We start from the raw sequence: 25,744 nt of genomic DNA on the forward strand, positions 1-25,744 counted from the left end.
CTCTCCGCCGCGGTCACCGAGCCGGCCTCACCCTTTCTTCCGGCCCGCCCCTTGGTTACCCTGAGCGACCCATCCCCCGCGGAGCGCCCATGGCCGGACGACTGCATATCGCCCCCCTCGACCTCGAGCGCCTGCTGCCGGGGCTGGTCATCGACGCCCCCCTGGTGACCAGCCCCAACCTGGCGCCGAGGCGCATGCTCTCGGCCATTCGCCTCGAGGCCGGCGTGCCGCGCCTGGGCCGACTCTTCTGGGGCCTGACGCCCCCCTGGCTCGAGGTGCTGGACCATGCTCCCCACTGCGCCCGGGCCGAGTCCCTGGAGGAGCGCCCCATGTTCCGCGAGGCCTTCCAGGCGCGGCGCTGCCTGGTCCCGGCCAGCGGCGTCTACGTCTGGAAGGCGCAGCCGCGCTTCAAGCAGCCCTTCCTGGTGACCCGGGTCGACCGCGGACCGCTGCTGCTGGCCGGGCTCTGGTGCCGCTTTCACACCAGCCTGGCCCAGCACACCGACTCCCTGGCGCTGATCACGGTGCCCGCCGGTCCGCTGCTGGCCCCGCTCACCGATCGGCTCCCGGCGGTGATCGCCCCCGAGGACGCGCGTCGCTGGCTCGACCCCGAGACGCCGTCGGAGGCAGCCCAGGCCATGCTCGTCCCCGCCCCACGGGAACTGTTGGGCGCTTTCCCGGTATCAAGACGAGTGAACAGCCCCGCGCATCAGGATGCCGCCTGCGCCCACCCGGTCGGCCCCATGCTGCGCCAGCCCGACTGAGGCCCCGATGCCGCGAACCGCGATGCGCCGAGCCACGACGCCCAGATCCACAGGAGAGACGATGCCATCCACCCTGACTGCCCGATGCTGCGGACTGGCCGCCGCCGCGGCCCTGCTGATCGCCGCACCCGCCGTGGCCGAGCCCCACCCCGACGCGGACGCCATCGCCGAGGTGACCACGCCGCGGGTCAGCCCCCACGACAGCCGCGACTACCGGATACTGACCCTGGAGAACGGCCTCACCGCCCTGCTGGTCAGCGACCCCGAGGCCGACAAGGCCGCCGCCTCCATGAACGTCTCGGTGGGCAGCGCCCAGGACCCGGAGGACCTCGCCGGCCTGGCCCACTTCCTGGAGCACATGCTGTTCCTGGGCACCGAGCCCTTCCCCGAGGCCGACGCCTACCAGGGCTTCATCTCGCGCCACGGAGGCACCCACAACGCCTTCACCGCGCCCCAGGACACCAACTACTTCTTCGATATCGACCCGAGCGCCCTGGAAGGGGCCCTGGACCGCTTCAGCCAGTTCTTCATCTCGCCGCTGTTCAACGCCGACCAGCTGGAGAGCGAGCGCAACATCGTGCACTCCGAGTACATGGCGCGCATCCGCGACGACGTGCGCCGCGAGAACGACGTGCTCAATGGCCTGCTCACCCCCGAGAACCCCACCACCGGCTTCTCGGTGGGCAGCCGCGAGACACTGGCCGACCGCCCCGAGGGCGAGCCCAGCCTGCGCGACCGGGTGATCGACTTCTACGAGCGCTACTACGATGCCAACGTCATGCACCTGGCACTGGTGGCACCCCAGCCGCTGGATGAGCTCGAGGCCATGGTGGCGAGCCGCTTCGCTTCGCCGACATCGCCGACCGCGGGCTCGCGGCGCCCGAGATCACCGAACCGCTGGCGCTTACCGACACCCTGCCCCGGCGGGTCGCGCTGCAGTCGGTGCGCGACAGCCGCCAGCTGCGCCTGCTGTTCCCGATTCCCGATCCCATCGCCGAGTACCGCCACAAGCCCGCCGACCTGATCGCCCACCTGCTCGGCCACGAGGGGGACGGCAGCCTGCTGGCGGTGCTGCGCGAGGCCGGCTGGGCCGACGGCCTCTCGGCGGGGGTCGCCCGCGGCGATGGCCAGCACGCCCTGTTCAGCGTCAACGTCAGCCTGACACCGGCCGGCGCCGAGGCCCGCGATGCCATCGAGGCGACCCTGTTCGCCGCCATCGAGCAGGTCCGCGAGGAGGGCCTGGAGGCGTGGCGCTACGACGAGAAGGCGCGCCTTGCCGAGCAGGAGTTCCGCTTCCAGCAGCATGGCGCGCCGCTGCAGGAGGCCATGCGCCTGGCCATGAACCTCTCGCGCTTCCCGGTGGAGGACGTGCAGTATGCGGCCTATCGCATGGACGGCTTCGAGCGCGAGCGCAGCGAGGCCTACCTCGACGCCCTCACCCCCGACAACCTGATCCGCCTCTACAGCGCTCCGGACGTGGAGGGCGAGGAGCGCTCCCCCTGGTTTCACGCCCCTTGGGGTGAAGACAGACACGACGAGGCGCCGACGCTCTCCGGCCTGGCCCTGCCCGCCCCCAACCCCTACATCGCCGAGGACCTCGACCTGCTCGACGACCAGGACGAGCGCCCGCGGCGGCTGGTGGCGGAGCCGGCCTTCGACCTCTGGCACATGGCCGATGCCACCTTCAACACCCCCAAGGTGGAGTGGCGCTTCAGCCTACAGCACCCCGGCGCGGCCAGCTCCGCCCGGGACGCCGCCCTCGCCCGCCTGCTCGCCGGCTGGCTGGACGACAGCCTCAACGAGGCCCTCTACCCGGCACGCCTGGCCGGCCAGCACGTCGAGGCCTATGCCCACGCCCGCGGCATCACCCTGGCCTTCTCCGGCTGGCGCGACCGCCAGGAGCGGATGATGGAGCGGGTGCTCGAGCAGCTGCAGGAGGGCGAGGTGGACGACGCCAGCGTGGCGCGGGTGCGCTACCGGCTGCAGCGGGAGTGGCGCAACGCCCCCCAGGCGGCGCTGCACCGCCAGGCCAGTCGCACCCTCGCCGAGGCGCTGGTACGCCCCCAGTGGCCCAGCGCCGCCCTGCTGGAGGCGAGCCGTGAGCTCGACGCGGATGACCTGCGCGACTACCGCGATGCCCTGCTGGCCGAGCTTCGCCTGGAGGCCATGGCGGTGGGCAACCTGGGCGCCGAGGAGGCCGAGGCCCTGGGCCGGCGGGTCGCCGAACGCCTGGCGCCGAGCCTCGATGCAGCGGCCATTCCCGACCTCACGCCGCTGCGCGCCGACACCGACCTGCCGAGCCTGACCCCCCACACCAGCCGCGAGGAGTCGGTGGTGCTGCGCTACCTCCAGGGGCCCGACCGCTCGCTGACCAGCCAGGCCCGCCTGGCGGTGCTCGGCCGGCTGATCGACACCCCCTTCTACCAGCGGCTGCGCACCGAGGAGCAGCTGGGCTATGTGGTCCATGCCGGCTACTCGCCGATGCTCGATGCCCCGGGGCTCGCGCTGCTGGTGCAGTCCCCGGATACCGGGAGCGAGGCGATCGAGGCGCGCATCGACGCCTTCCTGGACGACTTCGAGGAGACCCTGGCGGCCCTGGAGGACGAGGCCCTGGCGCCCTATCGCCAGGCGGTCCACGACCGCCTGACCCAGCGCGATACCAGCCTGGCCGGCCGCGCCGGCCGCCTGTGGCAGGCGATGTCCTTCGGCGACACCGAGTTCGACCGCCGCGAGCGACTCGCCGAGCGGGCCCTGGCGGTCAGCGCCGACGAGCTGCGCGAACTGTGGCCCGAGCTGCGCCAGGCGGCGGTGGCCCGGGTCGCCTTCGACCCGGGTGACGAGCCGGACGACGTGCTGGCCCTCGCCCAGCACCTGGAGCCGCTGCCGGAGATCGAGGAGTAGGCCTCGCGCCGGCATGCATTGCCCCGCAACAACAGCAGCGCCCGGCCATGGCCGGGCGCTGCTGTTTCACTTCAAGGCCTCTTGGTCTCGAGGCATCGCCGATGTTCGGGCGCTCAGTCGAAGGCCTGAGGGGGCATGATCGCCTCCACATGCATCACCAGCTCCTCGAGGACCTGGCGCTCGCGATCGCCGAGTTCGCCCTGGTTGAGCCGCTCGATCTCGCGGGCGAAGCCCTTGAGGGTGAGGCCGGCCACCGCGGCATCGTTCATGCGCGCCCAGCGATAGGCCTCCCACTGCGCCAGCTCCTCCCCCTCCAGGGTCTCCGGGTAGCTGCGCGCCCGGTAGCGGAACAGCATCTCCTCCAGGCGCGGGTCCTGGAAGGCGAAGCGCGCCCCCACCAGGTCCCAGGGGTCGCTGTCACGCACCCGCTGCATCTGCTGGCGATCCGCCGGCGAGAAGAAGCCCCCAGCGTAGAGCATCAGGTCGGGGTCCTCCGGGCCCGCCGGGGGCGGCGCAGCAAACACCTCGCTGACCCGCGCCGCCACCTCGGGGCGGGCGGCGAGGCGCTTCCAGTGCTCGCGACAGGCATCGACGTCGAGCCCCAGGCGGGTGACGATCTCGCCATACTCGCCCCGGTGCGGCCCCTCCACGTCCTTGAGCGCGCTGGCCGGGAAGAGCACCGGGCACTTGTTGATGTGAATGACCTTGAGGGGAATACGCTCCTCGCCCTCGGCCAGGTCGTCGCTGCTGACGAAGACTCGCTGGCGGATCTGCTCGGCGGAAAGGTCGAAGAGCGGCGTCGGGTCCATCGACAGGTCGTAGACGATCACCCCGTTGGGGTTGGTGGGGTGCTCGGCCAGCGGCACCACCAGGGCCGCGCAGCCGCGGCTGGCGGGGTAGCGACGCGAGATGTGCAGCACCGGCTTGCGCCCCGGCACGTCGAGCAGCCGGGCCACCGCGCGCTTGCCGCGCAGCCCCTGCAGGTAGTCGAAGAGCCGGGGGTTGGCCTCGCGCAGCCGCTTCGCCAGGGCAATGGTGGCGCGCACGTCGGCCAGGGCATCGTGGGCGCCCTGGTGGGCGATGCCGTTGGCGGCGGTCAGGTCCTCGAGGCGGAAGCTGGGCGCGCCGTCGGCGCGGCGCGGCCACTCGATGCCCGCCGGGCGCAGGGCGTGGAAGGCCCGCACCACGTCGATCAGGTCCCAGCGGGAGTTGCCGTTCTGCCACTCTCGGGCGTAGGGATCGATCAGGTTGCGATAGAAGAGGTGGCGCGTCACCTCGTCATCGAAGCGCAGGCTGTTGTAGCCCAGCACGCAGGTGCCGGGCGCACTCATCAGCGCCTCGATGCGGCCGGCGAACTCCGCCTCGGGCAGGCCCCGGCGGCGCGCCTGCTGGGGGGTGATCCCGGTGATCAGGCAGGCCTGGGGGTGGGGCAGGAAGTCGTCGGCGGGCTTGCAGAACCACTCCACCGGCTCGCCGACCTCGTTGAAGTCGGCGTCGGTGCGGATCGCCGCGAACTGCGCCGGGCGGTCACGGCGCGGATCGGCACCGAAGGTCTCATAGTCATGCCACAGGAAGGTCAGCGGGGCAGCGGGCGGCGCCATGGGCGGGCTCTCCGACGGTCAGACGGGATGGAGACACAGCCTAGCACAGCCCCGCGCCGGTCTCAGCCGGAGCTGCTCAGCCCGGAGCCCCCTTCGGCAGGGTGACGTTGAGCTCCAGCACCGAGCAGTTGTCCTCGCTGTCGAGGCTGATGTTGATGGCGTCGTCATCCACCTGGACGTAGCGACGGATCACCTCCAGCAGCTCCTTCTCGAGCAGGGGCATGTAGTCGGGCTGACCGCGCTGGCTGCGCTGGTGGGCCACGATGATCTGCAGCCGCTCCTTGGCGACCGACGCGCTCTTCTTGCGCTCTCGCTTCAGGAATTCAAGCAGTTTCACCGGCGAACACCTCCAAACATGCGGCTCAGCAGGCTCTTCTTCTGGTACTCGTGGAAGCGCAGGGGAACCTCCTCGCCGAGCAGGCGGGCCACCGTGTCGGTGTAGGCCTGGCCGGCGCCGCTTGCGGCATCGTGGGTTACCGGCACCCCCTGGTTCGAGGCACGCAGCACCGCCTCGGACTCGGGAATCACGCCGATCAGGTCAATGGCCAGGATCTCCCGGATATCGTCGAGGTTGAGCATGTCGCCACTGTCCACCCGCTCCGGGTTGTAGCGCGTGACCAGCAGGTGCTCCTTGATCGGCTCCTCGCCGCGCTCGGCGCGCCGGGTCTTGGAGGCCAGCAGGCCGAGGATGCGGTCGGAATCGCGCACCGAGGAGACCTCGGGGTTGGTGACCACGATCGCCTCGTCGGCGAAGTACATGGCCAGCTGGGCACCGCGCTCGATGCCCGCCGGGGAGTCGCAGAGGATGTAGTCGAAGTCCTTGGCGAGGGTCTCGAGCACCTTCTCCACGCCCTCCTGGCTCAGGGCGTCCTTGTCGCGGGTCTGGGAGGCCGGAAGGATATGCAGGTTGTCGACCCGCTTGTCGCGGATCAGCGCCTGGCTGAGCCCGGCCTCGCCCTGGATCACGTTGACCAGGTCATAGACCACCCGGCGCTCGCAGCCCATGATCAGGTCGAGGTTACGCAGCCCCACGTCGAAATCGATGACCACGGTCTTGTTGCCGCGAAGCGCCAGGCCGGTGGCGATGGCTGCCGCGCTGGTTGTCTTGCCGACGCCTCCCTTGCCGGAGGTCACAACGATGATCTTGGCCAAGAGTCGCTTCCTGTCTGTCTTTGAATGGTAGAGAGATGACCCTCTCGGTCCTGCCGTGCCTCAGGTCAGCGCGGTGATGCCGAGCTGGTCTCCGTCGAGGCGCACCTGCACCGTGGCGCCCAGCAGGCGCGGGTCGATGTCCTCGAGTCGCTTGTAGTTTCCGGCCACCGACAGCAGCTCGGCGTGGAGTTCACGGCAGAAGATGGCAGCCAGGGGGTCGCCATGAATGCCGGCCAGGGCGCGGCCGCGCAGGGCGCCGTAGACATGCACGCTGCCCGCGGCCAGCACCTCGGCGCCGGCGTTCACCGCGCCGATGACCACCAGGTCCCCTTCCGGGGAGGTGATCTGCTGGCCGGAGCGCACCGTGCCACGGAAGATCCTCCCGCCGCTGGCCACGCCCGGCGGGGAGGTCAGCGCTGCCTCCTCCTCGGCGACCACCGCGGCTTCGACCGGCGGCACGCTCTCGAGGCTCCTGGGGCGGCTCGCCTCCAGGGGCGGGAACCAGCCCAGGCCAAGCGCCCAGGCCGACTGCTTGACCGGCTCGGCACCGCCGCGCACCGCCACCGGCAGCAGCTTGTGGGCACGGCACACCGCGCAGATCCGCTCCAGGGCCAGGTGGGGTTCGTCGAGCTTCTCGACGCTGAGCACCACCGGGGTGTGCTGGAAGAAGGCCGGGGACTGACTGAGCTTGCCGGCGAGCTGCTCACGAATCTGCTCGGGGTCGGCGCTGCTCAGTTCCATCACCGTCATCGGCAGCATGCCGCCCTTGAAGGTGAAGGCCATGCTATCCCTGTCCACTTTGAGGCTCATTGCCGAACTCCACATCGGTGTTGGTCGGGGTACGCCACCAAAGCTAAGCGAGTGCCGCGCCCCCTGCAACTGATCATACGCCCAGCAAGCCTACACTGTCAGTGTCTCCAGGCGGCCACAGCACGGGCTTTTCCCCAGCGGCACCGCATGCTTAGATACCCAGGCCAGGCCCGAGCCTCGCCTGGCGGCCCTTCCCGGCCCTCCCGACAATAACCGACTGGCGCGTCCCGGTGCGTGATGCGCCCCTTGATCAGGATCGCCCATGTCCGGACTCCTCCGCCGCCTGTTTGCCCCGCGCTGGCAGCACCCCGACCCCCTGGTACGGCGACAGGCCGTCGCACGCCTCGACCTCAGCCGCGAGGAGCACCGCCAGGCGCTGGAGCGGCTCGCCCTGGATGAGAACCCCGGCGTGCGCAGCGAGGCGCTGGCCCGCCTCGACGACCCTGAGCGGCTGATCACCCTGCTCGGCAGGGGCGATGCCTCAGCGGAGCTCGCTCACCGGCTGATCGCCCTGCTCGCCGGCGGCAACGGCAACCTGGAACTGGGCACGCGCATCGCCCTGATCGAACGGCTCGATGATGACGCGCTGCTCGCCGAACTCTGTCTGAAGGGCGATAACCAGCAGCTGCGCCTGGCGGCACTGGCCAGGCTGGACGGCGAGGAGGCCCTGATCCGCCAGGCCTGCGACAACGGCATCGCCGCCGTGCGCCACGCCGCCGCCGCGCGGGTCGACAGCGAGGCCGGACTGGCTCGCATGGCCCAGCAGGCGCGACGCGACCGCCAGGTCATGCGCGGGGCCAGGGAGCGCCTCAACCGTCTGCGCGCCGACTCGGCGCAGCTGGCCGCCGCCCGGGAGCGCCGCGAGGGGCTGCTGGCCGATCTGGAACGCCACGCCACCGCCCCCTGGGAGCCGCTCTATGGCGGCCGCTTTCGCCACCTGGAGCGCGAATGGATGGCGCTTCAGGATCTCCCCGATGCCACTCAGGAGCGCCGCTTCCACGATGCCTGCCTGCGCTGTCGCAAGGTGATCGGCGACCACGAGGCCCGGCTGCGCGCCAGCGAAGCCGCCGAGGCCCGCCGCGAGGACGCCGAGCAGGCCAGGGAGGCGCTGGTGGAGGCCCTGGAGGAGGGGCTCGAGGCCCTGGGGCGCAGCGACGTGGTCACGGCCCAGGACATTGCCAGCCTGCGCGCCCAGAAGCAGCTGCTGGCCCAGCGCTGGCAGGCGCTCTCCGATCAGCACCTGGCGGACCAGGCGCTCCGCCAGCGCTATGACGCCGTCCGCGAAGGCTTCGAGCGCATCAGCCAGGCCTGGGTGCGCCTGGAGGAGCGCGCCGACGAGCTCGAGCGGGCCCTGACCGACGGCGATGACGACCGCCTCACGGCACTCCTGGGGGCCATCGACTGGCCTCGTGGCCTGGCCCCTGCCCCGCTGCTGCAGCGGGCCCGACAGCGTCTGGCACAGCCGGATGCCCCGGGCGACGAGGAAGATCAGACGGCACGCCTGGCCCGCTTCATCGCCGACCTCGACGACCTGGAGAGCCTGCTGGAGCGCGGCGCCTTCAAGGGCGCCAGCCGCCTTCACCAGCGCCTGCGCCAGGCCGCCGACGGGCTCGACGCCAGGGTGCCCCAGCCCCACCGGGCGCGCCTTCGACAGCTGGGGGCCCGTCTCGCCGAGCTGCGCGACTGGCGCAGCTTCGTGGCCGGCCCCAAGCGCGACCAGCTGCTGCAGGCCATCGAGGCCCTGGCCGAGGAGGCGAGCCTCGTCGACGCCGCGCTGGATCGCCGCCACCGCCAGCTGGTCAAGGAGTGGAAGGCGCTGGGGGACGCCGCCGCCAATCGCGAACAATCGGCCCGCTTCCGGGCCGCCTCCGACCGCATCCATGAGCGGCTCGCCCCATGGCGCGAACGCCTCGACGCCGAGCGCCAGACCCACCTGGCCACCCGGCAGGCCCTCTGCGATCAGTTGGAAACGCTGCTCGAGCAGCCCGCCGAGGAGGCCGATCCCGACGCCCTGCGCGAGATCCGCGACCGCGCCAGGGACCAGTGGCGACGCGCCTCGCCGGTGCCCCGCGACCAGGCCGAGACCATCGGGCGTCGCTTCGCCCGCATCCGCCATGCGCTTCAGGCGCTGATCAACCAGCGCGCCCGGGCGGTCGCCGAGACCAAGCGCGATCTCATCGAGCAGGTGCGCGCCCTGCTGGGCCAGGCGATGCCCGCGGCCCGCCGTGCCGAAGCGGTCAAGGCGCTGCAGCAGCGCTGGCGCGAGCTGGGGCGCGCCCCACGGGGCGAGGAGCAGGCGCTGTGGCGGGAGTTTCGCGGCCTGTGCGACCAGGTGTTTGCCTCCCGGGAAGCCGAGCGCGACGACCGCGTCCGTCAGGCCCGGGAACGCCAGGAGGCCATGCAGGCGCTGATCGAACGCCTGGACGCCTGGCACCCCGCCGGCAGCGCCGACGAGGCGGTGCTCGCCTCCGCCATTGCCGAGGCCGCCGCTCTGGAGCCCCTCCCCGTCCCCGGCGGACGTCGCACCGAGGGCATGCGCCGGCGCTGGTCGGGCATCGTGCGCGCCCGACGCGAGCGCCTCGAGCGCCTGGCAGTGGTGGAAGAGGTGGAGCGCTGGCGAGAGGTTCAGCCGCTGCTGCTCGCCCACCTGGCAGCCGACGCCGAGCGCCTGGCCGGCGCCGAGCGCCTGGCCGGCGGCGAGCCCCGCGAGGTGGCGCTGCCCGAGTCGCCGCGCCTGGCGGATGACATGCGCAGCGCCCACGCCCGCCGCAACGCCGCGCGCCAGGCGCCCGAAACCGACGAAGAGGTGGCGGAGCGCCTGGCGAGGGTGCGTGTGCATCTCTCCCTGCTTGCCGTGGGCAGCGTCAGCCATCGCGACGACCCGCTGCGCCTGGCGATCCAGGTGGAGCGCCTCAACGAGAACCTCGGGCGCGAGCTCTCCCGCGCCGAGGAGGTCCACGGCGTGCTGCGGGAGCTGCTGGCCACGGGACCGGTCGCACCGGCGCTGTGGAGCCGCGAAGTGGGGGAGCTGGATCGCCTGCTGGAGCGCCTGACCCGCCTCCCCCCACCCTGAGACCAGAACCCTGAGGCCAGAAAAGGCAGAAGCGCGAGGGATCGCCTCGCGCTTCTTGTCGTTACGGCGGCCCCTGGCCGATCGATGACCAGGGGCGCAGGAAACCGGGGCGATCAGCCCATGAACTGGCCGCCGTTGATGTCGATGTTGGCGCCGGTGATGAAGCCGGACTCCTCGTGGGCCAGATAGGCCACCAGGCGACCGATCTCTTCCGGCTTGCCGTAGCGCTTGACCGGGATGGTCTCGCGGATGGACTCGCGCACCTTCTCGGGGATCTTCATGATCATGTCGGTGGCGATGTAGCCCGGCGACACGGTGTTCACGGTGATGCCCTTGGTGGCGGTCTCCTGGGCCAGTGCCATGGTCAGCCCGTGCATCCCCGCCTTGGCGGCCGAGTAGTTCACCTGGCCGAACTGGCCCTTGCGCCCGTTGATGGAGGAGATGTTGATGATTCGGCCGTACTGCTGCTCCAGCATGCTGTCGAGCACGCTGCGGCAGGTGTTGAAGACGCTGTTGAGGTTGGTGTCGATGACCTCGTGCCACTGCTCGGGGGTCATCTTCTTCATGGTGCCATCCCGGGTGATGCCCGCACAGTTCACCAGCACGCCGATCGGGCCGTGCTTCGCCTCGATCTCCTTGACCCCGTTCACGCAGGCCTCGAAGTCCACCAGGTCCACCCCGGCAATATCGATGTTGCTGTAGCCATCCGCCTTCTGGGCTTCGAGCCAGCTCTTGGCCTTTTCCGGATTGTGGTAGCCGGCCACCACCTGATAGCCCTCATCGGCCAGCGAACGACAGATGGCACTGCCGATACCGCCGGTTCCACCGGTCACCCAAGCAACGATTGCGTTGTTGGCCATTGTAACCTCCCTGATTGTCATGACGCTGTGACCAGGCCACCTCGGCCTGCACACCAATTATTCTTTTTAGCGTTGCCAGTTTGATGACAACTCCGGAGAGTATGGACCACCGCATGGCCCTGGGACGAGCGTTTGAACTCAATCCTTGACTAGGGACAGGCGTTTGAACTCAATCCTTGACTAAAGGGGTAATCCCTGTAGAATGCGCTACACGTTGATGCGGGGTGGAGCAGTCTGGTAGCTCGTCGGGCTCATAACCCGAAGGTCATCGGTTCAAATCCGGTCCCCGCTACCAAACATCGCAAGAAGCCGGTTCCTCAGGGAACCGGCTTTTTCGTTGGGTCGACCCCCCTGTCGATCCCCTCCCTTTTCGCCCCTCCCCCTTGAATCCCGCACTCGTCACCCGCATCTCGTGGACAAATCCACTCGATCCCGGGAAACCCGACCATGCCTATCGTCGATCCGCGCACCGGCGAACCCCTCGCCGCCGACACCCCCGCCAGCGACGCCGGCTCGGCCGCCTCCGGCGCCGACCCGATGCCCGAGGTGATCGTCGACGCCGATGCCGACAACATCCAGCAGCTGCTGGAGCTCTCCATGCAGGTGCCGGTGCTGCTCGACTGCTGGGCCCCCTGGTGCGAGCCCTGCAAGAACCTGATGCCGGTGCTGGAGAAGCTGGCCCGCGAATACCGCGGCGCCTTCATCCTGGCCAAGCTCAACATCGACGAGAACCAGGAGATCGCCGCCCAGCTCGGCGTGCGCTCGGTGCCGGACGTCAAGCTGATCAGCCAGGGCGGCCTGGTCGACCACTTCCAGGGCGCCCTGCCCGAGAAGCAGGTCCGCGAATGGCTGGGCCGCTACTTCCCGGCCCCCGAGGACGCCCCGGCCAGCCCCGAGGAGCAGGCCGCCGAGGCCCTGGCCGCCGGCGATGCCGCCACCGCCCGCGCCCTCTACGAGGAGCTGGTGCAGCAGAACCCCCAGCACTACCCCTTCCAGGTGGAGCTGGCCCGGGCCCTGGTGGCCGAGGGCCGCGCCGCCGACGCCCGCGCACTGCTCGACAACCTGCCCCCGGAGGAGCGCGACGCCGCCCCGGCCCGGGGTGTGCGCGCCAGCATCGAGTTCGGCGAGGAGGCCCCCGACGCCGAGGCGCTGGCCGCCCTGGGCGAGCGCGACGACAGCGAGGCCCAGTACCTGCGCGCCCTGCGCCGGGTGGCCGACGGCGACTACGAGGTCGGCCTCGATGCCCTGCTGGCGCTGATGAAGGCCGACCGCGCCTGGGGCGATGACGCCGCCCGCAAGACCCTGCTGCGGGTCTTCGATGCCCTGGGGGCCGACCACCCGCTGACGGTCACCTACCGCCGCAAGCTGTTCGCCCTGCTCTACTGAGTCATCCGCCCAGCACGCCGTCCAGGCGTGCCAGGGCGGCCTCGAGCTGGGTCGCCGTGGTGCCGAAGTTGAGCCGCGCTAACCCCGGCGTGCCGAAGTCGGCGCCGTCCGAGAGCGCCACCCCGGCGCGCTCGAGCAGCGCCTGCTGGGGCGACTCGCAGTCCGCCAGGGCCGACGCCTGGCGCAGGTCGAGCCAGGCCAGGTAGGTGGACTCGGGCGCGCTCATCGTGACCCCCGGCCAGCGGGCCACCCGCTCGACGAGCGCCTGCCGATGGCCGCGCAGCACCTCGAGCAGCGCCTGGCGCCAGGGCTCGCCCTGGCCGTAGGCGGCCTCCGCGGCCACCAGCCCCAGCACGTTGCCGTCCGGCGTCAGTCCCCTGGCCACGGCGGCGAAGCGCCGGCGCAGGGCGGCATCGGGGATCACCGCGCAGGCGGTGGTCAGGCCCGCCAGGTTGAAGGTCTTGGAGGGGGCCCAGAGGGTCAGGGTGCGCGCGGCCAGTTCGGGGAAGGCCGCCGCCAGCGGCACGTGCCGGGCGCCCTCGTCCAGCAGCAGGTCGCAGTGCAGCTCGTCGGAGACCACGTACAGGTCGTGACGCATCACCAGCTCGGCCAGGCCGGCCAGCTCGTCGCGAGTCCAGACTCGTCCGGTGGGGTTGTGGGGGTGGCACCAGAGCAGCAGCCGGGTGCGCGGGGTGATCGCCGCCTCCAGCGCCGCGAGATCGAGCCGCCAGGGCGCGCCGGGGGCTGCGGGCTCGGCCATCGCCGCCTGCTGGGGCGTACGGCCGGTGCGTTCGGCCACTCGCAGGAAGGGCGGGTAGATGGGCGTTACCGTCAGCACCCCGTCGCCCGGCTCGGTCAGCGCCAGGCTGGCCAGGTGAAGCGCCGGCACCACCCCGGGCAGCCACAGCTGCCAGTCGGGCTCGATGGACCAGCCATAGTGGCACTCGCTCCAGGCGCAGAGGGTCTCGCGCAGGGAGCCCGGCACCAGGCCATAGCCGAACACGCCGTGGTCGACCCGGGCGCGCAGCGCCGCGAGCACCGCCGGGGGCGAGACGAAGTCCATATCGGCGACCCACAGCGGCAGCACCTCGTCGTCGTAACGGTGCCACTTCTGGGACGGCCAGTCGGACGGCCAGTGGGACGGGCGCTCGCCTGACGGGTGCCGCCGCTCCACGGGCGTGGCAAAATCGAAGTCCATGTCTCACTCCTTAACTTCAGGGCCCTGCAATGACCAGGACGATGCCATGACCAGCACGATGCCCCAGGACGGCTTCTATGCCAAGGTACGCCGCGGCCTGCCTGCACTGATCGACCAGTGGCGCACCCTGGGCCAGGGCGACGCCGACCGCCTGGCGCTGATCCTCGCCGAGACCGCACGGGTCGCCAGACTGGGCCAGCCGGAAGCCACGCCGGACGGGGCCACCCTGGTGGCCTGGACCGCGCCGGAGGCGGGTGACGAGATCCCGCTGTGGGCGGCGCGCACCGCCGCCTTCCTGCTGATGCAGATGCCCGCCCGGCCGCTGCCCGGGAACGACGACGAGGCCCGCGCCTGGGCCTACTGCTGGTTGCGCAACCGCGACTTCACCGACCACGAGAGCGCCGAGGCCGCCCTGCCCGCCCACCTGCGCGGACCGCTGGCCGCCCCGCTCAAGGCCGCCTGGCTGGACCGCCAGGGCCTGCGGCTCATCTAGCCGACCAGGCCCCTTCATAACGACAAGGAAACCCCATGGACGTCCCCTTGAGCTGGCAGCTTGCCAAGCTTCTGGTCTCGATCGGCATGGTGCTAGGCCTCGGCGCCATCGCCGTGCGCGTCAGCCCCCGGGTCGCCGGCCTGCTGGCCGGCTACCCCCTGGGCACCGCCATCGCCCTGTTCTTCATCGGCCTGGAGCTCTCCACGGGCTTCGCCGCCGAGAGCGCGGTGCATACCCTGGCCGGCTTCACCGCCACCCTGGCCCTCGGCGGCGGCTACCTGCTGGCCGGCCGCCGCCCGGGCCTGCCCGGCGTGCTGACCGGCACCGCGGCGGGCCTGGCCGCCTTCCTGGCGGTGAGCCTGCTGCTCACCCGGGTGGAGTTCGATCGCCTCACCGGCACCCTCACCACCCTGGCGGCCATCGCGCTGTTCACCTGGCTCTACCGGCGGGTGCCGGACAGTCCCGCGCGCCCCGGCGGACGCTTCTCCTGGGCGGCGCTGGGCGTGCGCGCCCTGCTGGCCGCCGCGATCATCTTCGTGATCACCGGCCTCGCCCACGTCCTGCCGGCGGCCTGGGCAGGCGTCATGGCGGCCTTCCCGGTCACCATGTTCCCCTTCCTGGTGATCCTGCACCTGACCCACGGTCCCGGCCCGGTGGCCACGGTGATCAAGCACTACCCGGCCGGGCTCGGCTCGCTGCTCAGCTATACCCTCTGCGTCTCCCTGGCCTACCCGGTGCTGGGGCTTGGCCTGGGCACCCTCGCCGGCTTCGCCGTGGCCACTCTCTGGCTGCTGGGCTGGACCCGGCTGCAGGCGTGGCAGCAGGGCAGGCGCACCGCCCGAGCTTGACCGAGCGTTTGCTTGGGGCAAAGCTGTCCTGCCCGGATCACAACAACCGAAACGACAACAAGGAGCCCCCGCCATGTTCACCCGCACCGTCGAGCCCGCCTTCTACGACACCGATGCCCTGGGCCATATCAACAACACCCGGCTGCCCGCCTGGTTCGAACTGGCCCGCAACGACCTCTTCCGGCTCTTCACCCCGGACCTCGACCCGCGCCAGTGGCGCCTGATCATGGCCCGCATGGAGGTGGAGTACCTCGCCGAGCTCCAGTACGGCAGCGAGATCGAGATCCGCACCTACGTCTCGCGGCTCGGCAACAGCTCCTTCACGGTGACCCAGGAGGCCCACCAGGAGGGCCAGATGACCAACATCGGCCGCACCGTGATGGTCCATTTCGACCACCAGAGCAAGAAGGCCGTGCCCATCGAGGGGGCGCTGCGCGCGGCGCTGGAAGCCCACGTGCGGGAGGAGCCCGTGGCCGCATGACCCCTGCCGTCAAGCAGCTCGAGCGGGCCGGCGTGGCCTTTACCCTGGCCGAGTACGCGCACGACCCGCGCACCCCCGCCTACGGCGAGGAGGCGGCGCGCGCCCTGGGGCTCTCCCCCGACGAGGTGTTCAAGACCCTGCTCGTCAAGCTCGGCGACGGCCGCCTGGCGGTGGCCATCGTGCCGGTCGCGGGCCAGCTCGACCTCAAGGCGCTGGCTCGCGCCGCCGGCGCCCGCCGGGCCGTCATGGCCGAGCCCGAGGCGGCCCAGCGTGCCACCGGCTACGTGGTCGGCGGCATCAGCCCGCTGGGGCAGAAGCGCCGCCTGGCCACCTTCCTGGACGAAAGCGCCGCGGCGCTGCCGGCGATCCATGTCAGCGGCGGCCGGCGCGGACTGGAGATCCGCCTGGCCCCCGCCGACCTGGTGCGCCTCACCGGCGCCAGGCTGGCCCCGCTCGCCAGGGGCTGACGCGGCGAGCCAAACGGCGTGTCATGCTGTCCCAATCACATGGCCGGCTCGGCCGACACCCGCTCCCCGACAGGAGGTGATCATGGCCATCCGCTACGACCTCTGGCTGGACCCCGACAACGTCGCCCGGCACCGCGCCGTTGAGGCGGATCTGATCCGCTACTTCGTCGAGCGCTTCGCCGACTATCCCCACATCCGCTTGTTCGGCGCCGACCCCTACGATTATGATGCCCCGTTCAATCGACTCTACGACGTGCTGATGGCCCGGGCCGCGGACTACTGCGAGCGGGAGTGGCGCTATGCGCCCACCCCCGAGCAGCTCAACCGCGCCTTCTTCCTGGCCGTCGGCCAGTCCAACAAGTTTCTACGGGACCCCGACGATGGTGATCCGCACCGATCAGACTCCTGACGAGCGCCAGCTGGCGATCATCACCGCGCAGCTGGGCCGCGCCCCGCGCGGCATTGAGGCCGTGGCGGCCACCGACAGCGAGGGCACCCCGCTGGTGCTGCGCATGGCGCCGATCGTCGACGGCAAGCCCTTTCCGACCCTCTACTGGCTCTGCTCCGAGCGGCTCAAGGTGGAGATCTCGCGCATCGAGGCCGTCGGCGTGATCAAGCAGCTGGAGGCACGCCTGCAGGAGGAGCCCGAGTTCCTCGCCGCCTACCACGCAAGCCATCGCGACTACGTGGCGGCCCGCTGGCGCCACATGAGCGAGGCACAAAAGGCGGAGGTAATCCGGCTGGGCTACGATGCCGTGCTCACCGAGCGCGGCATCGGCGGCATCGCCAACTGGGACCAGATACGCTGCCTGCACACCCAGTACGCCCACCACCTGTGCGGTGACAACGTCATCGGCCAGTGGATGGACGCCGAGTACGGCGTGGCCGACTGCCTGCCCGGCGGATCCCGACCCCATTCCCCCTGACCCTCAACGCTTCACTCTCGACACCCAACAAGGAGCCCCCGATGTACCTCGATACCCATGTCGTTGCCAGCCTCGCCCTGATTGCCAGCATGTTCGTGATCACCGGCGTCGGCCTCAAGCTGCTGCGCCAGGCCATGAAGCGTGACGCCGAGGGCACGCGCTGAGCCGCCGGCAAGCGACATCCCGCGAAGGGCGCCACCTCGGCGCCCTTCGTCGTTTCATGGGGTGGGAAAGGGCTTGCGGCGGCAGGCCCTCGGCGCCAGCATAAGGCCCTGTGACGAGGTGACAGCGACCCGGCCAGCAGGCGGCCAGCGCGCCTCTGCCAAGGAGAAGAGCATGCCAAGATTCTGTATCTACCTGGGGTCAAGGGACGGTAACGATCCCCAGTTCCTCGAGACCGCCCGCGAGCTGGGCCGCGAGCTGGCCCGGCGCGGCCATGTGCTGGTCTACGGCGGCGCCCGCATCGGCCTGATGGGCGCCCTGGCGGATGCCGCCATGGCCGAGGGGGGCGAGGTGATCGGCGTGATGCCCGATCACCTGGTGGAGCGCGAGCAGGCCCACCGCGGCCTCACCGAGCTGATCCGGGTGCGCAACATGCACGAGCGCAAGGCCAGCATGGCCGCCCACGCCGATGCCTTCATCGTGCTGCCGGGCGGCATCGGCACCCTGGAGGAGTTCTTCGAGGCCTGGACCTGGCACTACCTGGGGCTCCACGACAAGCCCATCGGCGTGCTCGACAGCGCCGGCTTCTACACGCCGCTGCTGGCCTTCCTCGACAGCACCGTGGAGCACGGCTTCCTCAACGCCCGTACCCGGGCCGAGCTGTTCGACGCCGCCGAGCCGGGAGAACTGCTGGATATCCTCGAGGCGCGGCTTGCCGAGCCGGCCTGACGTCGCGGGCCCGCGCGTCAGGCGTCGCCGGCCAGCTCGCGGGTGCGCTGGTAGGTAAGCTGCAGCAGGCGGGCGTCCTCGCCGGCGCGATGCCGGCGGATGCCCAGCTCCTCGATCAGCGCTTCCTTGGTCTGCTTCCAGAGCGCCAGCTGCCCCTCGCTGAGCAGCTTGCGCAGCGCCTCCAGCCGGAAGGCCGGCAGCATGCCGGCATGGTGGAAGAGCAGCGACAGCCAGGTGTTGTCGTAGCCCCAGCTGTCGCTGTAGGCGATGCCAAGCTCGCCGAGCTCGTCGTTGAGCCAGCGTGCCACCTGGCGCACCGGGTAACCCTCGCGCTGCAGACGCGCGCGGCTGATGCCGTGCAGGAGCTCCGCCTTGGGGTCCCAGTGGGTCCACTCCGGCAGGGGAAGGATCAGGAAGGCACAGCTGCTGCCATCGGGGCGAGCCAGGCCGACCTCGATGGGGTAGCTGCCGCGCCCGAACCCGGACGCCTCGATATCGAGCAGTGTCGGTAGCGTCACGGGAGCGCGGGTCCTCGAGGCCGATGCTTGGGATGGAGAGGGCCGGGGCGTGGTCACGCCCCGGCCAGGCGTCGGTCTAGTGTCGCGTCTCGGCTTCGCCGCTGTCCAGCGCCTCGGCGAGACCGGCGGCCTGGTCGGCCCGCTGCTGCCACTCGGCAGCGCGCTCGCGATCCACCGGCAGGCCCAGCTGCCCCTCGCCATAGGCGCGGGCCAGGCGGGCTGCCGCCAGGGGGTGGCCGGACTCGCCGGCGCGGGCATACCAGGTCACCGCACGATCGTCGCGACGCGGGTAGAGGACGCAGCCGTGCTCGTAGATCTGGGCGGCCTGGTACTGGGCACGAATGTCGCCGGCCTGGGCCGCCTCCATCACGTAGCGGGCCCCACGGGCCTTGTCCTGGGGCGTCAGGCCGCGATGGAAGAGCATATGACCATAGACGGAGAGCGCCGCCGGATGGCCGGCATCGGCGCAGCGCTGGAAGAGGTGCATGGTCAGCCGCTGAGTACGCGGGGAGCGAGGCAGCCAGCGGGTATGGAACAGCTGCTCCGCCAGGCGGTATTCGAGCCGGGTGAACAGTGATGATGCCTGTGTCATGGCCAGTAACCGAGTCCTGTTGACGCAACGTGGAGACACTCGGCACCACCCTGTGCACGGCGTCTGTCATCTGCGAAAGCAAAACGCCCCGGAATCCAGGGGCGCGCAAGCGGCGGCCAGCATACGCCCGCCCCGTCCGGGACTCAACCCCGGGGGGGATTTGCCGCCCCCGCCGGGCTCCCCTACCATGCCCTTACTCCATGCATTTACCCCATGCCCCACCCCTTCGCTGACCCTGGCAATTGAGGAAGAGAGAATGCAGACGCGACCGCTGGGCACTACCGGCATCGAAGTCAGCCGCCTGTGTCTTGGCACCATGACCTTCGGCGAGCAGAACAGCGAGGCCGAGGCCCATGAGCAGCTCGACCGCGCCGTGGCCTTCGGCATCAACTTCATCGACACCGCCGAGATGTACCCGGTGCCGCCGAAGGCAGAGACCCAGGGCCGCACCGAGGCCTACATCGGCAGCTGGCTGAAGCAGCGCGGCAGCCGCGACGACGTGATCATCGCCACCAAGGCCACCGGCCCCGGCCTCGATCACATCCGCGGCGGCCCGCGGCTGACCCGCGACCAGCTGCACCAGGCCATCGATGCGAGCCTCGAGCGCCTGCAGACCGACTACGTCGACCTCTACCAGCTGCACTGGCCTGACCGGAAGACCAACTACTTCGGCCGCCTCGGCTACGAGCATGACGAGGAGGAGGAGACCACGCCCCTCGAGGAAACCCTCGGCGCCCTCAAGGAGCTGGTGGATGCCGGCAAGGTGCGCGCCATCGGGCTCTCCAACGAGACCCCCTGGGGGGTGATGCACGCCCTGCAGCTGGCCGAGACCCTGGGCCTGCCGCGGGTCGCCTCGGTGCAGAATCCCTACAACCTGCTCAACCGCACCTTTGAGGTGGGCCTGGCCGAGATCGCCCACCGCGAGCAGGTGGGCCTGCTGGCCTACTCGCCGCTGGCCTTCGGGGTGCTCTCCGGCAAGTACCTGAAGGGCGTGCGGCCCGAGGGGGCGCGGCTGACCCTCTTCGAGCGCTTCCAGCGCTACACCAACCCCCAGGCCGAGGCGGCCACCGCCGAGTATGTGCGGATCGCCCAGGACGCCGGCCTGGACCCGGCCCAGATGGCGCTGGCCTTCGTCAACTCGCGCTCCTTCCTGACCAGCAACATCATCGGCGCCACCACCATGGAGCAGCTCGAGCGCAACCTCGAGAGCGACTTCCTCAAGCTCGACAGCGAGGTGCTCGAGGCCATCGAGGCGGTGCACCGGCGCCAGCCCAACCCGGCGCCCTGAGACCGGGCCGGCGGGCGCCGCGCTCGAGGGCTATCACCGCGATAGCCCAACCGCCGCGGCGCCCTTGGTATACTCGGGGCACTTCCACCGGATCAGGAGCGCCCCCATGCTGAGCGTGATCTCGCCCGCCAAGACGCTGGACTTCGAGACCCCGGCCACCACCGCCATGCACACCCAGCCGGACTACCTCGACCGCAGTCGCGAGCTGATCGAGATCCTGAGCGACTACTCCCCCCAGCGGCTCTCCGAGCTGATGGGCATCAGCGACAAGCTGGCCGCCCTCAACGCCGCCCGCTTCGCCGAGTGGCGCCCCCCCTTCACCCCGGAGAACGCCAAGCCAGCCGCCCAGGCCTTCCAGGGCGACGTCTACCTGGGGCTCGAGGCGGCCACCTTCAGCGACGACGACAACGCCTTCGCCCAGGCGCACCTGCGCATCCTCTCCGGGCTCTACGGCCTGCTGCGCCCCCTGGACCTGATCCAGCCCTACCGCCTGGAGATGGGCACCCGGCTGGCGAACCCGGCGGGCAAGGATCTCTACGCCTTCTGGAAGGGCACCCTCACCGAGGCCCTCGACCGGGCCGTGGCCGAGAGCGGCAGCCCGGTGCTGGTCAACCTGGCCTCCAACGAGTACTTCAAGGCCATCGACGCCAGGGCCCTCAAGGCGCGGGTGATCACCCCGGTCTTCAAGGACGAGAAGAACGGCAAGCTAAAGATCATCAGCTTCTACGCCAAGAAGGCGCGCGGCCTGATGGCGGCCTGGATGATCCGCGAGCGCCTGAACGACCCGGAGGGGCTCAAGGGCTTCAACGTCGCCGGCTATGCCTACAACACGGCCATGAGCGAGGGCGACACCCTGGTCTTCACCCGCCCGGAAGGCGCCGCCTGAGGGCAGCGGCGCCCGGGTCGCCGGCCGTAGTGGCTACACGAAGGTGAGCGGGCGCGCCGAGCGCCCCCTGAGAAAGCGGCGATGGGCCTCCTTGAAGCGCTCATCGTCGCAGCGGTGCAGCCACTCGTAGGCCACCATGTCGGCGCTGACCGGCACCGCCCCCGCCTGCATCATGCGCTCCCGGGCCAGGCGCGCCTCCGCGGCGCGGCGGCTGGCGCAGGCCTCGGCGAGCCAGTAGACCTCGAAGCCCGCGGCCAGCAGGCCGAGCCCCGTCTGCATCACGCAGATATGCGCCTCGGTGCCGCACAGCACCACCTGGCGCCGGCCGCTCTCGGCCAGGGCGGCGCTGAACTCGGGGTTGGCGCAGGCGTCGAAGGTGAGCTTCTGCCACAGCCGGTGGCCTGGCAGCGCCTCCAGCAGCCGCGGCTCGCTGCCGCCGAGCCCTTCCGGGTACTGCTCGGTCACCCACACCGGCACCTCGAGGCTCTCGGCCAGGCCGCCCAGCCAGGCCGCCTCGGTGACCGCCTGGTCGCCGTGCTCGATCAGCGGCAGCAGCCCGGCCTGCAGGTCGACAATCAACAGCAGGCTCTCCTCTCGTGACAGACGCATGCTGGGGTCTCCTTGTGCTTGTTGTCGGTTTTTATGGTGCCCCCCAGCATAGCCGGTAGAATGAAGCGACTCGACCTTCCCACCCCCTACCAAGACCAATATCGGAGGCACCCCTGATGCGACATCTGCTTGTCATGCTGGTCGTCGGACTCTTTACCCTCGGCCCGGCCCTGGACTACGCCGAGGCCCGCCGTATGGGCGGCGGCGGCAACGTCGGCAGCTTCTCCCGCTCCGCGGACCGCCCCGCCGCCGCGCCCAACCAGGCCGCTCCCGCCCGCCAGGGCCAGCAGGGCGCCGCCGCCGGCTCGCGCATGCCCGGCATGCTGGGTGGCCTGCTCGCCGGCGGCCTGCTCGCCGCGCTCTTCTTCGGCGGCGCCTTCGATGAGCTGCGCATGATGGATATACTGCTGATCGCCGGCCTGGCCTTCGCGGCGATCTGGTTCCTGCGCCGCCGTGCCACCATGGCCGGCGCGGGTGCCGGCAGCGCGGCGCCCCAGGCACGCACCGAGCACACCGCCGCCCCCGGCGCCCAGGCCTTCCAGGCCAGCGCACCGCTGGGGAGTGGCGGCGCCGCCTTCGCCGGCGAGCCCGAGTGGTTCGATCGCGAACGCTTCCTGGGCGGCGCCAAGGAGCACTTCATGACCCTGCAGCGCGCCTGGGACAACAATGACTTCTCCGGCATCCAGGAGTACGTGACACCGGAGCTCTACAACCTGCTTCGCGCCGAACGCGACCGGCACCCGGCCAACAACCGCACCGAGGTGGTACGGCTGTTCGCCGAGTTGGGCATGGTGCAGGAGGTCGGCCAGCAGGCCGAGGCGACCGTGATCTTCCACGGCATCCTCGACGAGAACGGCGAGCACAATGAGTTCAACGAGACCTGGCACCTGGTGCGCGACCTGCGCGACGGCGCCCCCTGGTACGTGCAGGGCATCGAGCAGAACGGCTGAGCCACGCCGGAGCGCCTGACGCTCTTCCATGATGCGGAAAGGCCGGACGATCTCGTCCGGCCTTTCCGCGTCAGGATCCCGGATCGGTCGTCAGTTTCCCTCGGCGGTATCCTGGATCGACTCGCCCATCTCCTCGACGCTCTCGCCGGCATCCTCCATGGCCTCGTCGAGCTCCTGGCCGGCCTCCTCGGCGGGGCCGGGCTCATCCTGGCAGCCCACCAGGCCCGCCGCCAGCATGCCCACCAGCAGCGCCAGCCCGAGTTTCTTCAGCACGTCATGCGTCATCTCGTCTCCTCCTGAGAATCCTTCCGGGAAGGGGCCGCCTGCGGCAGCCGCTCCCTCACCCTAGCCAAGTCGACCGCCCCCCGCCAGAGTCGCCGCCGGGCGACAGCCGCGAAGACCAAAAAAAGGGCGCAACCCCGTCGGGTGCGCCCATGACCACTCGTATGACTCAAACAGCCGTTTCATTCTAGCCCCGACCCGGGCGACTTTCAACCATTCGTTTCATTTCAACCGTCAACGCGCCCCCGGCCGCCGCATGACGCCGCCGCGAGGCGAGTGCTATGATCCACCCCCTGATACCAATAACGACTCGTAGACACCAACAGCACAACGAGGAACCCGGCTTGTCACATTTACCGGTGATCGTCGGCATGGGCGGCGTGAACCCCGCCGGCAGAGCCTCGGGCCACCAGGCGTTTCGTCGCACCGTGCTCGACGCCCTGCCCGACGACGACCAGGCCAGCACCCTGCTGGGCCTGGCGGCCATGATGCGCCTGGCCAGCGCCGATGAAGATGGCCGCTGGCAGGACGCCGATGGGCGCCCCCTGGACGCCGCCGAGATCGTCGCTCAGACCCGCCAGCAGGTGCTCGACCATACCTTGATCCGTCGCATCGAGGACCCTCGCTTCAACGAGGCGGGCCTGCCCGCCAATCGCCGGGCCAGCCTCGAACTGGATGCCCCCCTGGTGTTCCGCATTCGCCGCCGCCAGCTGCCGGAGGACCTGCCGCCCGCCTGGCAGATTCGCGAACTCGACCGCCACAGCATGGAGGTCACGGTGCCCGCCGGCAGCATGGAGGTGATGCTGCCGGAGAATCGCCCGGCCCAGGTGCGCGCCGCCGGCCAGCTGCCCACCGGCTTCGAACCCAGCCGGCTCTACCGCAGCGTCCATCACCCGCGGGGGCTCTCCATGGCGATCTTCGCCGCCAGCGACTGCCTGGGCGACAGCGGCCTGGCCTGGGACAGCCTGCGCGACCGCCTCGACCCCGACGAGGTGGCCGTCTACGCCGGCAACTCCATCGGCCAGCTCGATGATGAGGGCTGGGGCGGCCTGCTCAAGAGCTTCGTCTCCGGCAATCGCGCCACCTCCAAGCAGATGCCGCTGGGCTATGGCCAGATGCCTGCCGACTTCCTCAACGCCTATGTGCTGGGCAGCGTCGGAGGCACCGGGGCGGCGCTGGGCGCCTGCGCCAGCTTCCTCTACAACCTGCGACTGGGTGTAGATGACATCCAGGCCCGCCGCCGCCGGGTGGTGATGGTCGGCACCGCCGATGCGCCGGTGACCCCGGAGATCATCGAGGGCTTCCGCGCCATGGGAGCGCTGGCCGACGATGAGAGCCTCAAGGCGCTGGACGCCCTGACGCTGCTGACCGACGCCGACTACCAGCGCGCCTGCCGCCCCTTCGCCCGCAACTGCGGCTTCACCATCGCCGAGTCCAGCCAGTTCGTGATGCTGATGGACGACAGCCTGGCGATGGAAGTGGGCGCCGAGATCCTCGGTAGCGTGCCCGGCGTCTTCGTCAACGCTGACGGCTGGAAGCGCTCCATCTCCGCCCCCGGCATCGGCAACTACATCACCCTGGGCAAGGCCGCCTCCCTGGTGCGCGAGATCCTCGGCGAGGAGGCGCTCCGGCAGCGCACCTTCCTTCACGCCCACGGCACCAGCACCCCCAAGAACCGGGTGACGGAGTCTCATGTCTTCGACCTGGTGGCCAGGGCCTATGGCATCCATGACTGGCCGGTGGTGGCGGTCAAGGCCTACGTGGGGCACTCCCAGGGCAGTGCCGCCGGCGACCAGATCACCCGCGCCCTGGGCAGCTTCGCCCATGGCCTGCTGCCCGGCATCAGCACACTGGAGGCCGTGGCCGACGACGTGCACGCCGAGCGCCTGCGTCTCTCCCGCGAGGCCGTGCCCTTCGCGGCGGACGCCGCCTTCATCAACGCCAAGGGCTTCGGTGGCAACAACGCCACCGGCGTGGTGCTCTCCCCCGCGGTGACCGAGCGCCTGCTGGCTGCGCGTCACGGCGAGGCCGCCGTGGCCGCCTGGCAGGATCGCCGCGAGGCCACCCGCGCAGCCGCCGCCGACTACCGCCGCCGGGCCGACCAGGGTCAGTTCACGGCCCACTACCGCTTCGGCGAGGGCGTCCTGGAGGGTCCCGAGCTCACCATGAGCGACGCCGAGCTCGAGATTCCCGGCTATGCGCGCCCCGTCTCCCTGGCGGTGGACAACCCCTACGGACGACTCCCGGACGCCGACCGATGAACATTGCCGTCTACCCCGGTACCTTCGACCCCATCACCAACGGCCACTTCGACCTGATCGAACGCGCCTCGCGGCTCTTCGACAAGGTCGTGGTCGCCATCGCCACCAGCCCCGGCAAGGGGCCGGCCCTCGACCTCGATTCGCGGATCGCCCTGGCCCGCGAGGTGGTCGCCGAGCTGGACAACATCGAGGTGGTCGGCTTCTCGGGGCTGATGACCGAATTCATGCAGCAGCAGCAGGCCCGGATCCTGCTGCGCGGCCTGCGGGCGGTCTCGGATTTCGAGTACGAGCTGCAGCTGGCCAACATGAACCGCGCCCAGATGCCGGAACTCGAGACCGTCTTTCTGACGCCGGCGGTGGAGAACTCCTTCATCTCCTCCACCCTGATCCGCGAGATCGCCAAGCTGGGCGGCGACGTATCGCAGCACGTGCACCCCAGGGTCGCCGCGGCGCTGAAGAGCCATTACAATACCTGACCAACAGCATCGGGCTTTCCCTTCCGCCGCG

At 70.6% G+C, this 25,744-nt stretch carries 28 protein-coding genes and 1 tRNA gene; 19 read left to right on the top strand and 10 right to left on the bottom strand.

Going from position 1 to position 25,744, the window contains the following annotated elements:
* The first annotated feature begins 89 nt into the window (after positions 1 to 89).
* The 3 genes from B6N23_RS07965 to B6N23_RS07970 all read left to right on the top strand — a co-directional run bounded on the left by B6N23_RS07965 (position 90) and on the right by B6N23_RS07970 (position 3,665).
* Entirely contained in the window at positions 90 to 764 is a 675-nt protein-coding gene (locus tag B6N23_RS07965) for an SOS response-associated peptidase (protein WP_305503518.1), read from the top strand.
* A 61-nt stretch (positions 765 to 825) separates the two neighbouring features.
* Positions 826 to 1,788 carry an insulinase family protein gene (locus tag B6N23_RS17115; protein ID WP_439649839.1) on the top strand — a complete coding sequence of 321 codons (963 nt, stop codon included), beginning with the start codon at positions 826 to 828 and terminating at the stop codon, positions 1,786 to 1,788.
* Positions 1,698 to 3,665, top strand: coding sequence for an insulinase family protein (locus tag B6N23_RS07970; RefSeq protein ID WP_439649842.1), 1,968 nt, complete (start codon positions 1,698 to 1,700; stop codon positions 3,663 to 3,665). Before B6N23_RS17115 ends, B6N23_RS07970 begins: the two co-directional genes overlap by 91 nt.
* A gap of 113 nt (positions 3,666 to 3,778) precedes the next feature.
* Here B6N23_RS07970 and sbcB read toward each other — a convergent pair whose 3' ends face one another.
* The 4 genes from sbcB to minC form a co-directional block, all read right to left on the bottom strand.
* Complete coding sequence (sbcB, locus tag B6N23_RS07975) at positions 3,779 to 5,266, bottom strand: exodeoxyribonuclease I (RefSeq protein ID WP_302140696.1); 1,488 nt, start codon at positions 5,264 to 5,266, stop codon at positions 3,779 to 3,781.
* A 76-nt stretch (positions 5,267 to 5,342) separates the two neighbouring features.
* Entirely contained in the window at positions 5,343 to 5,603 is a 261-nt protein-coding gene (minE, locus tag B6N23_RS07980; protein WP_305503521.1) for a cell division topological specificity factor MinE, read from the bottom strand.
* A complete protein-coding gene (minD, locus tag B6N23_RS07985) occupies positions 5,600 to 6,418 on the bottom strand; it encodes a septum site-determining protein MinD (protein WP_305503523.1) in 819 nt (272 codons plus the stop codon). The genes minE and minD overlap by 4 nt, the downstream gene beginning before the upstream one ends.
* A gap of 60 nt (positions 6,419 to 6,478) precedes the next feature.
* Positions 6,479 to 7,228, bottom strand: coding sequence for a septum site-determining protein MinC (minC, locus tag B6N23_RS07990; RefSeq protein ID WP_305503525.1), 750 nt, complete (start codon positions 7,226 to 7,228; stop codon positions 6,479 to 6,481).
* Between the two features lie 262 nt (positions 7,229 to 7,490).
* Between minC and B6N23_RS07995 the strand changes: the two genes are divergently transcribed.
* Positions 7,491 to 10,301, top strand: coding sequence for a DUF349 domain-containing protein (locus B6N23_RS07995; RefSeq protein WP_305503527.1), 2,811 nt, complete (start codon positions 7,491 to 7,493; stop codon positions 10,299 to 10,301).
* A 113-nt stretch (positions 10,302 to 10,414) separates the two neighbouring features.
* On the opposite strand, the gene phbB is transcribed toward B6N23_RS07995, so the two are convergent.
* Complete coding sequence (phbB, locus tag B6N23_RS08000) at positions 10,415 to 11,161, bottom strand: acetoacetyl-CoA reductase (RefSeq protein WP_169957289.1); 747 nt, start codon at positions 11,159 to 11,161, stop codon at positions 10,415 to 10,417.
* Positions 11,162 to 11,379: 218 nt separating this feature from the next.
* On the opposite strand from phbB, the gene B6N23_RS08005 reads away from it, so the two are divergent.
* Positions 11,380 to 11,456: transfer RNA gene (locus B6N23_RS08005), tRNA-Met, on the top strand.
* A 152-nt stretch (positions 11,457 to 11,608) separates the two neighbouring features.
* Entirely contained in the window at positions 11,609 to 12,547 is a 939-nt protein-coding gene (locus tag B6N23_RS08010; protein ID WP_305503529.1) for a tetratricopeptide repeat protein, read from the top strand.
* Between the two features lies 1 nt (position 12,548).
* Here the strand turns inward: B6N23_RS08010 and B6N23_RS08015 are convergent, their stop codons facing one another.
* A complete protein-coding gene (locus tag B6N23_RS08015) occupies positions 12,549 to 13,745 on the bottom strand; it encodes a MalY/PatB family protein (protein ID WP_305503531.1) in 1,197 nt (398 codons plus the stop codon).
* Positions 13,746 to 13,803: 58 nt separating this feature from the next.
* On the opposite strand from B6N23_RS08015, the gene B6N23_RS08020 reads away from it, so the two are divergent.
* The 8 genes from B6N23_RS08020 (at position 13,804) to B6N23_RS08055 (ending at position 17,851) form a co-directional block, all read left to right on the top strand.
* Positions 13,804 to 14,238, top strand: a complete 435-nt coding sequence (locus tag B6N23_RS08020; protein WP_305503744.1) for a hypothetical protein — start codon at positions 13,804 to 13,806, stop codon at positions 14,236 to 14,238.
* A 35-nt stretch (positions 14,239 to 14,273) separates the two neighbouring features.
* Positions 14,274 to 15,086 (top strand): hypothetical protein, encoded by an 813-nt coding sequence (locus B6N23_RS08025; RefSeq protein WP_305503533.1) that lies wholly within the window; start codon positions 14,274 to 14,276, stop codon positions 15,084 to 15,086.
* A 73-nt stretch (positions 15,087 to 15,159) separates the two neighbouring features.
* A complete protein-coding gene (locus B6N23_RS08030) occupies positions 15,160 to 15,567 on the top strand; it encodes an acyl-CoA thioesterase (protein ID WP_169957136.1) in 408 nt (135 codons plus the stop codon).
* Positions 15,564 to 16,034 (top strand): Cys-tRNA(Pro) deacylase, encoded by a 471-nt coding sequence (gene ybaK / locus B6N23_RS08035; protein ID WP_305503535.1) that lies wholly within the window; start codon positions 15,564 to 15,566, stop codon positions 16,032 to 16,034. Before B6N23_RS08030 ends, ybaK begins: the two co-directional genes overlap by 4 nt.
* Positions 16,035 to 16,116: 82 nt before the next feature.
* The gene (locus tag B6N23_RS08040; RefSeq protein WP_119023727.1) at positions 16,117 to 16,443 is read left to right on the top strand and encodes a hypothetical protein; all 327 of its coding nucleotides are present in this window, start codon (positions 16,117 to 16,119) and stop codon (positions 16,441 to 16,443) included.
* A complete protein-coding gene (locus tag B6N23_RS08045) occupies positions 16,415 to 16,960 on the top strand; it encodes a DUF501 domain-containing protein (protein WP_305503537.1) in 546 nt (181 codons plus the stop codon). The genes B6N23_RS08040 and B6N23_RS08045 overlap by 29 nt, the downstream gene beginning before the upstream one ends.
* Positions 16,961 to 17,001: 41 nt before the next feature.
* A complete protein-coding gene (locus B6N23_RS08050) occupies positions 17,002 to 17,124 on the top strand; it encodes a hypothetical protein (RefSeq protein WP_258306282.1) in 123 nt (40 codons plus the stop codon).
* A gap of 172 nt (positions 17,125 to 17,296) precedes the next feature.
* Positions 17,297 to 17,851 (top strand): LOG family protein, encoded by a 555-nt coding sequence (locus tag B6N23_RS08055; RefSeq protein WP_305503539.1) that lies wholly within the window; start codon positions 17,297 to 17,299, stop codon positions 17,849 to 17,851.
* A gap of 17 nt (positions 17,852 to 17,868) precedes the next feature.
* Here the strand turns inward: B6N23_RS08055 and B6N23_RS08060 are convergent, their stop codons facing one another.
* The gene (locus B6N23_RS08060; protein ID WP_169957125.1) at positions 17,869 to 18,369 is read right to left on the bottom strand and encodes a hypothetical protein; all 501 of its coding nucleotides are present in this window, start codon (positions 18,367 to 18,369) and stop codon (positions 17,869 to 17,871) included.
* A 76-nt stretch (positions 18,370 to 18,445) separates the two neighbouring features.
* A complete protein-coding gene (locus B6N23_RS08065) occupies positions 18,446 to 18,961 on the bottom strand; it encodes a tetratricopeptide repeat protein (protein ID WP_110070119.1) in 516 nt (171 codons plus the stop codon).
* 256 nt (positions 18,962 to 19,217) lie between these two features.
* On the opposite strand from B6N23_RS08065, the gene B6N23_RS08070 reads away from it, so the two are divergent.
* Positions 19,218 to 20,249, top strand: a complete 1,032-nt coding sequence (locus B6N23_RS08070) for an NADP(H)-dependent aldo-keto reductase (RefSeq protein WP_305503542.1) — start codon at positions 19,218 to 19,220, stop codon at positions 20,247 to 20,249.
* 106 nt (positions 20,250 to 20,355) lie between these two features.
* A complete protein-coding gene (yaaA, locus tag B6N23_RS08075) occupies positions 20,356 to 21,135 on the top strand; it encodes a peroxide stress protein YaaA (RefSeq protein ID WP_305503544.1) in 780 nt (259 codons plus the stop codon).
* A 33-nt stretch (positions 21,136 to 21,168) separates the two neighbouring features.
* Here yaaA and B6N23_RS08080 read toward each other — a convergent pair whose 3' ends face one another.
* Entirely contained in the window at positions 21,169 to 21,744 is a 576-nt protein-coding gene (locus B6N23_RS08080; protein ID WP_305503546.1) for an isochorismatase family protein, read from the bottom strand.
* Between the two features lie 116 nt (positions 21,745 to 21,860).
* Between B6N23_RS08080 and B6N23_RS08085 the strand changes: the two genes are divergently transcribed.
* Positions 21,861 to 22,694: a Tim44 domain-containing protein gene (locus B6N23_RS08085; RefSeq protein ID WP_305503548.1), complete on the top strand. Its 834-nt coding sequence runs from the start codon at positions 21,861 to 21,863 to the stop codon at positions 22,692 to 22,694.
* A 90-nt stretch (positions 22,695 to 22,784) separates the two neighbouring features.
* Here the strand turns inward: B6N23_RS08085 and B6N23_RS08090 are convergent, their stop codons facing one another.
* Positions 22,785 to 22,979: a hypothetical protein gene (locus tag B6N23_RS08090; protein WP_305503550.1), complete on the bottom strand. Its 195-nt coding sequence runs from the start codon at positions 22,977 to 22,979 to the stop codon at positions 22,785 to 22,787.
* Between the two features lie 368 nt (positions 22,980 to 23,347).
* On the opposite strand from B6N23_RS08090, the gene B6N23_RS08095 reads away from it, so the two are divergent.
* Positions 23,348 to 25,237, top strand: a complete 1,890-nt coding sequence (locus B6N23_RS08095; protein WP_305503746.1) for a beta-ketoacyl synthase — start codon at positions 23,348 to 23,350, stop codon at positions 25,235 to 25,237.
* Positions 25,234 to 25,713 (top strand): pantetheine-phosphate adenylyltransferase, encoded by a 480-nt coding sequence (gene coaD, locus B6N23_RS08100; RefSeq protein ID WP_169957101.1) that lies wholly within the window; start codon positions 25,234 to 25,236, stop codon positions 25,711 to 25,713. The genes B6N23_RS08095 and coaD overlap by 4 nt, the downstream gene beginning before the upstream one ends.
* Positions 25,714 to 25,744 lie beyond the last annotated feature (31 nt).

The sequence above is a fragment of the Halomonas alkalicola genome (assembly GCF_030704205.1).
GTDB classification, from domain to species: domain Bacteria; phylum Pseudomonadota; class Gammaproteobacteria; order Pseudomonadales; family Halomonadaceae; genus Halomonas; species Halomonas alkalicola.

Excerpts from the sequence above, each read along its gene's own strand:
- sbcB (WP_302140696.1), bottom strand. The coding sequence starts at position 5,266 with ATGGCGCCGCCCGCTGCCCCGCTGACCTTCCTGTGGCATGACTATGAG.
- B6N23_RS08070 (WP_305503542.1), top strand. The coding sequence starts at position 19,218 with ATGCAGACGCGACCGCTGGGCACTACCGGCATCGAAGTCAGCCGCCTG.
- B6N23_RS08055 (WP_305503539.1), top strand. The coding sequence starts at position 17,297 with ATGCCAAGATTCTGTATCTACCTGGGGTCAAGGGACGGTAACGATCCC.
- B6N23_RS08030 (WP_169957136.1), top strand. The coding sequence starts at position 15,160 with ATGTTCACCCGCACCGTCGAGCCCGCCTTCTACGACACCGATGCCCTG.
- B6N23_RS08090 (WP_305503550.1), bottom strand. The coding sequence starts at position 22,979 with ATGACGCATGACGTGCTGAAGAAACTCGGGCTGGCGCTGCTGGTGGGC.
- B6N23_RS07965 (WP_305503518.1), top strand. The coding sequence starts at position 90 with ATGGCCGGACGACTGCATATCGCCCCCCTCGACCTCGAGCGCCTGCTG.
- B6N23_RS08025 (WP_305503533.1), top strand. The coding sequence starts at position 14,274 with ATGGACGTCCCCTTGAGCTGGCAGCTTGCCAAGCTTCTGGTCTCGATC.
- B6N23_RS08015 (WP_305503531.1), bottom strand. The coding sequence starts at position 13,745 with ATGGACTTCGATTTTGCCACGCCCGTGGAGCGGCGGCACCCGTCAGGC.
- B6N23_RS08040 (WP_119023727.1), top strand. The coding sequence starts at position 16,117 with ATGGCCATCCGCTACGACCTCTGGCTGGACCCCGACAACGTCGCCCGG.
- phbB (WP_169957289.1), bottom strand. The coding sequence starts at position 11,161 with ATGGCCAACAACGCAATCGTTGCTTGGGTGACCGGTGGAACCGGCGGT.
- B6N23_RS08045 (WP_305503537.1), top strand. The coding sequence starts at position 16,415 with ATGGTGATCCGCACCGATCAGACTCCTGACGAGCGCCAGCTGGCGATC.
- B6N23_RS08080 (WP_305503546.1), bottom strand. The coding sequence starts at position 21,744 with ATGCGTCTGTCACGAGAGGAGAGCCTGCTGTTGATTGTCGACCTGCAG.
- B6N23_RS08010 (WP_305503529.1), top strand. The coding sequence starts at position 11,609 with ATGCCTATCGTCGATCCGCGCACCGGCGAACCCCTCGCCGCCGACACC.
- coaD (WP_169957101.1), top strand. The coding sequence starts at position 25,234 with ATGAACATTGCCGTCTACCCCGGTACCTTCGACCCCATCACCAACGGC.
- B6N23_RS08050 (WP_258306282.1), top strand. The coding sequence starts at position 17,002 with ATGTACCTCGATACCCATGTCGTTGCCAGCCTCGCCCTGATTGCCAGC.
- B6N23_RS08085 (WP_305503548.1), top strand. The coding sequence starts at position 21,861 with ATGCGACATCTGCTTGTCATGCTGGTCGTCGGACTCTTTACCCTCGGC.
- B6N23_RS08095 (WP_305503746.1), top strand. The coding sequence starts at position 23,348 with ATGGGCGGCGTGAACCCCGCCGGCAGAGCCTCGGGCCACCAGGCGTTT.
- minC (WP_305503525.1), bottom strand. The coding sequence starts at position 7,228 with ATGAGCCTCAAAGTGGACAGGGATAGCATGGCCTTCACCTTCAAGGGC.
- yaaA (WP_305503544.1), top strand. The coding sequence starts at position 20,356 with ATGCTGAGCGTGATCTCGCCCGCCAAGACGCTGGACTTCGAGACCCCG.
- B6N23_RS07995 (WP_305503527.1), top strand. The coding sequence starts at position 7,491 with ATGTCCGGACTCCTCCGCCGCCTGTTTGCCCCGCGCTGGCAGCACCCC.
- B6N23_RS08020 (WP_305503744.1), top strand. The coding sequence starts at position 13,804 with ATGCCCCAGGACGGCTTCTATGCCAAGGTACGCCGCGGCCTGCCTGCA.
- ybaK (WP_305503535.1), top strand. The coding sequence starts at position 15,564 with ATGACCCCTGCCGTCAAGCAGCTCGAGCGGGCCGGCGTGGCCTTTACC.
- B6N23_RS17115 (WP_439649839.1), top strand. The coding sequence starts at position 826 with ATGCCATCCACCCTGACTGCCCGATGCTGCGGACTGGCCGCCGCCGCG.
- B6N23_RS08065 (WP_110070119.1), bottom strand. The coding sequence starts at position 18,961 with ATGACACAGGCATCATCACTGTTCACCCGGCTCGAATACCGCCTGGCG.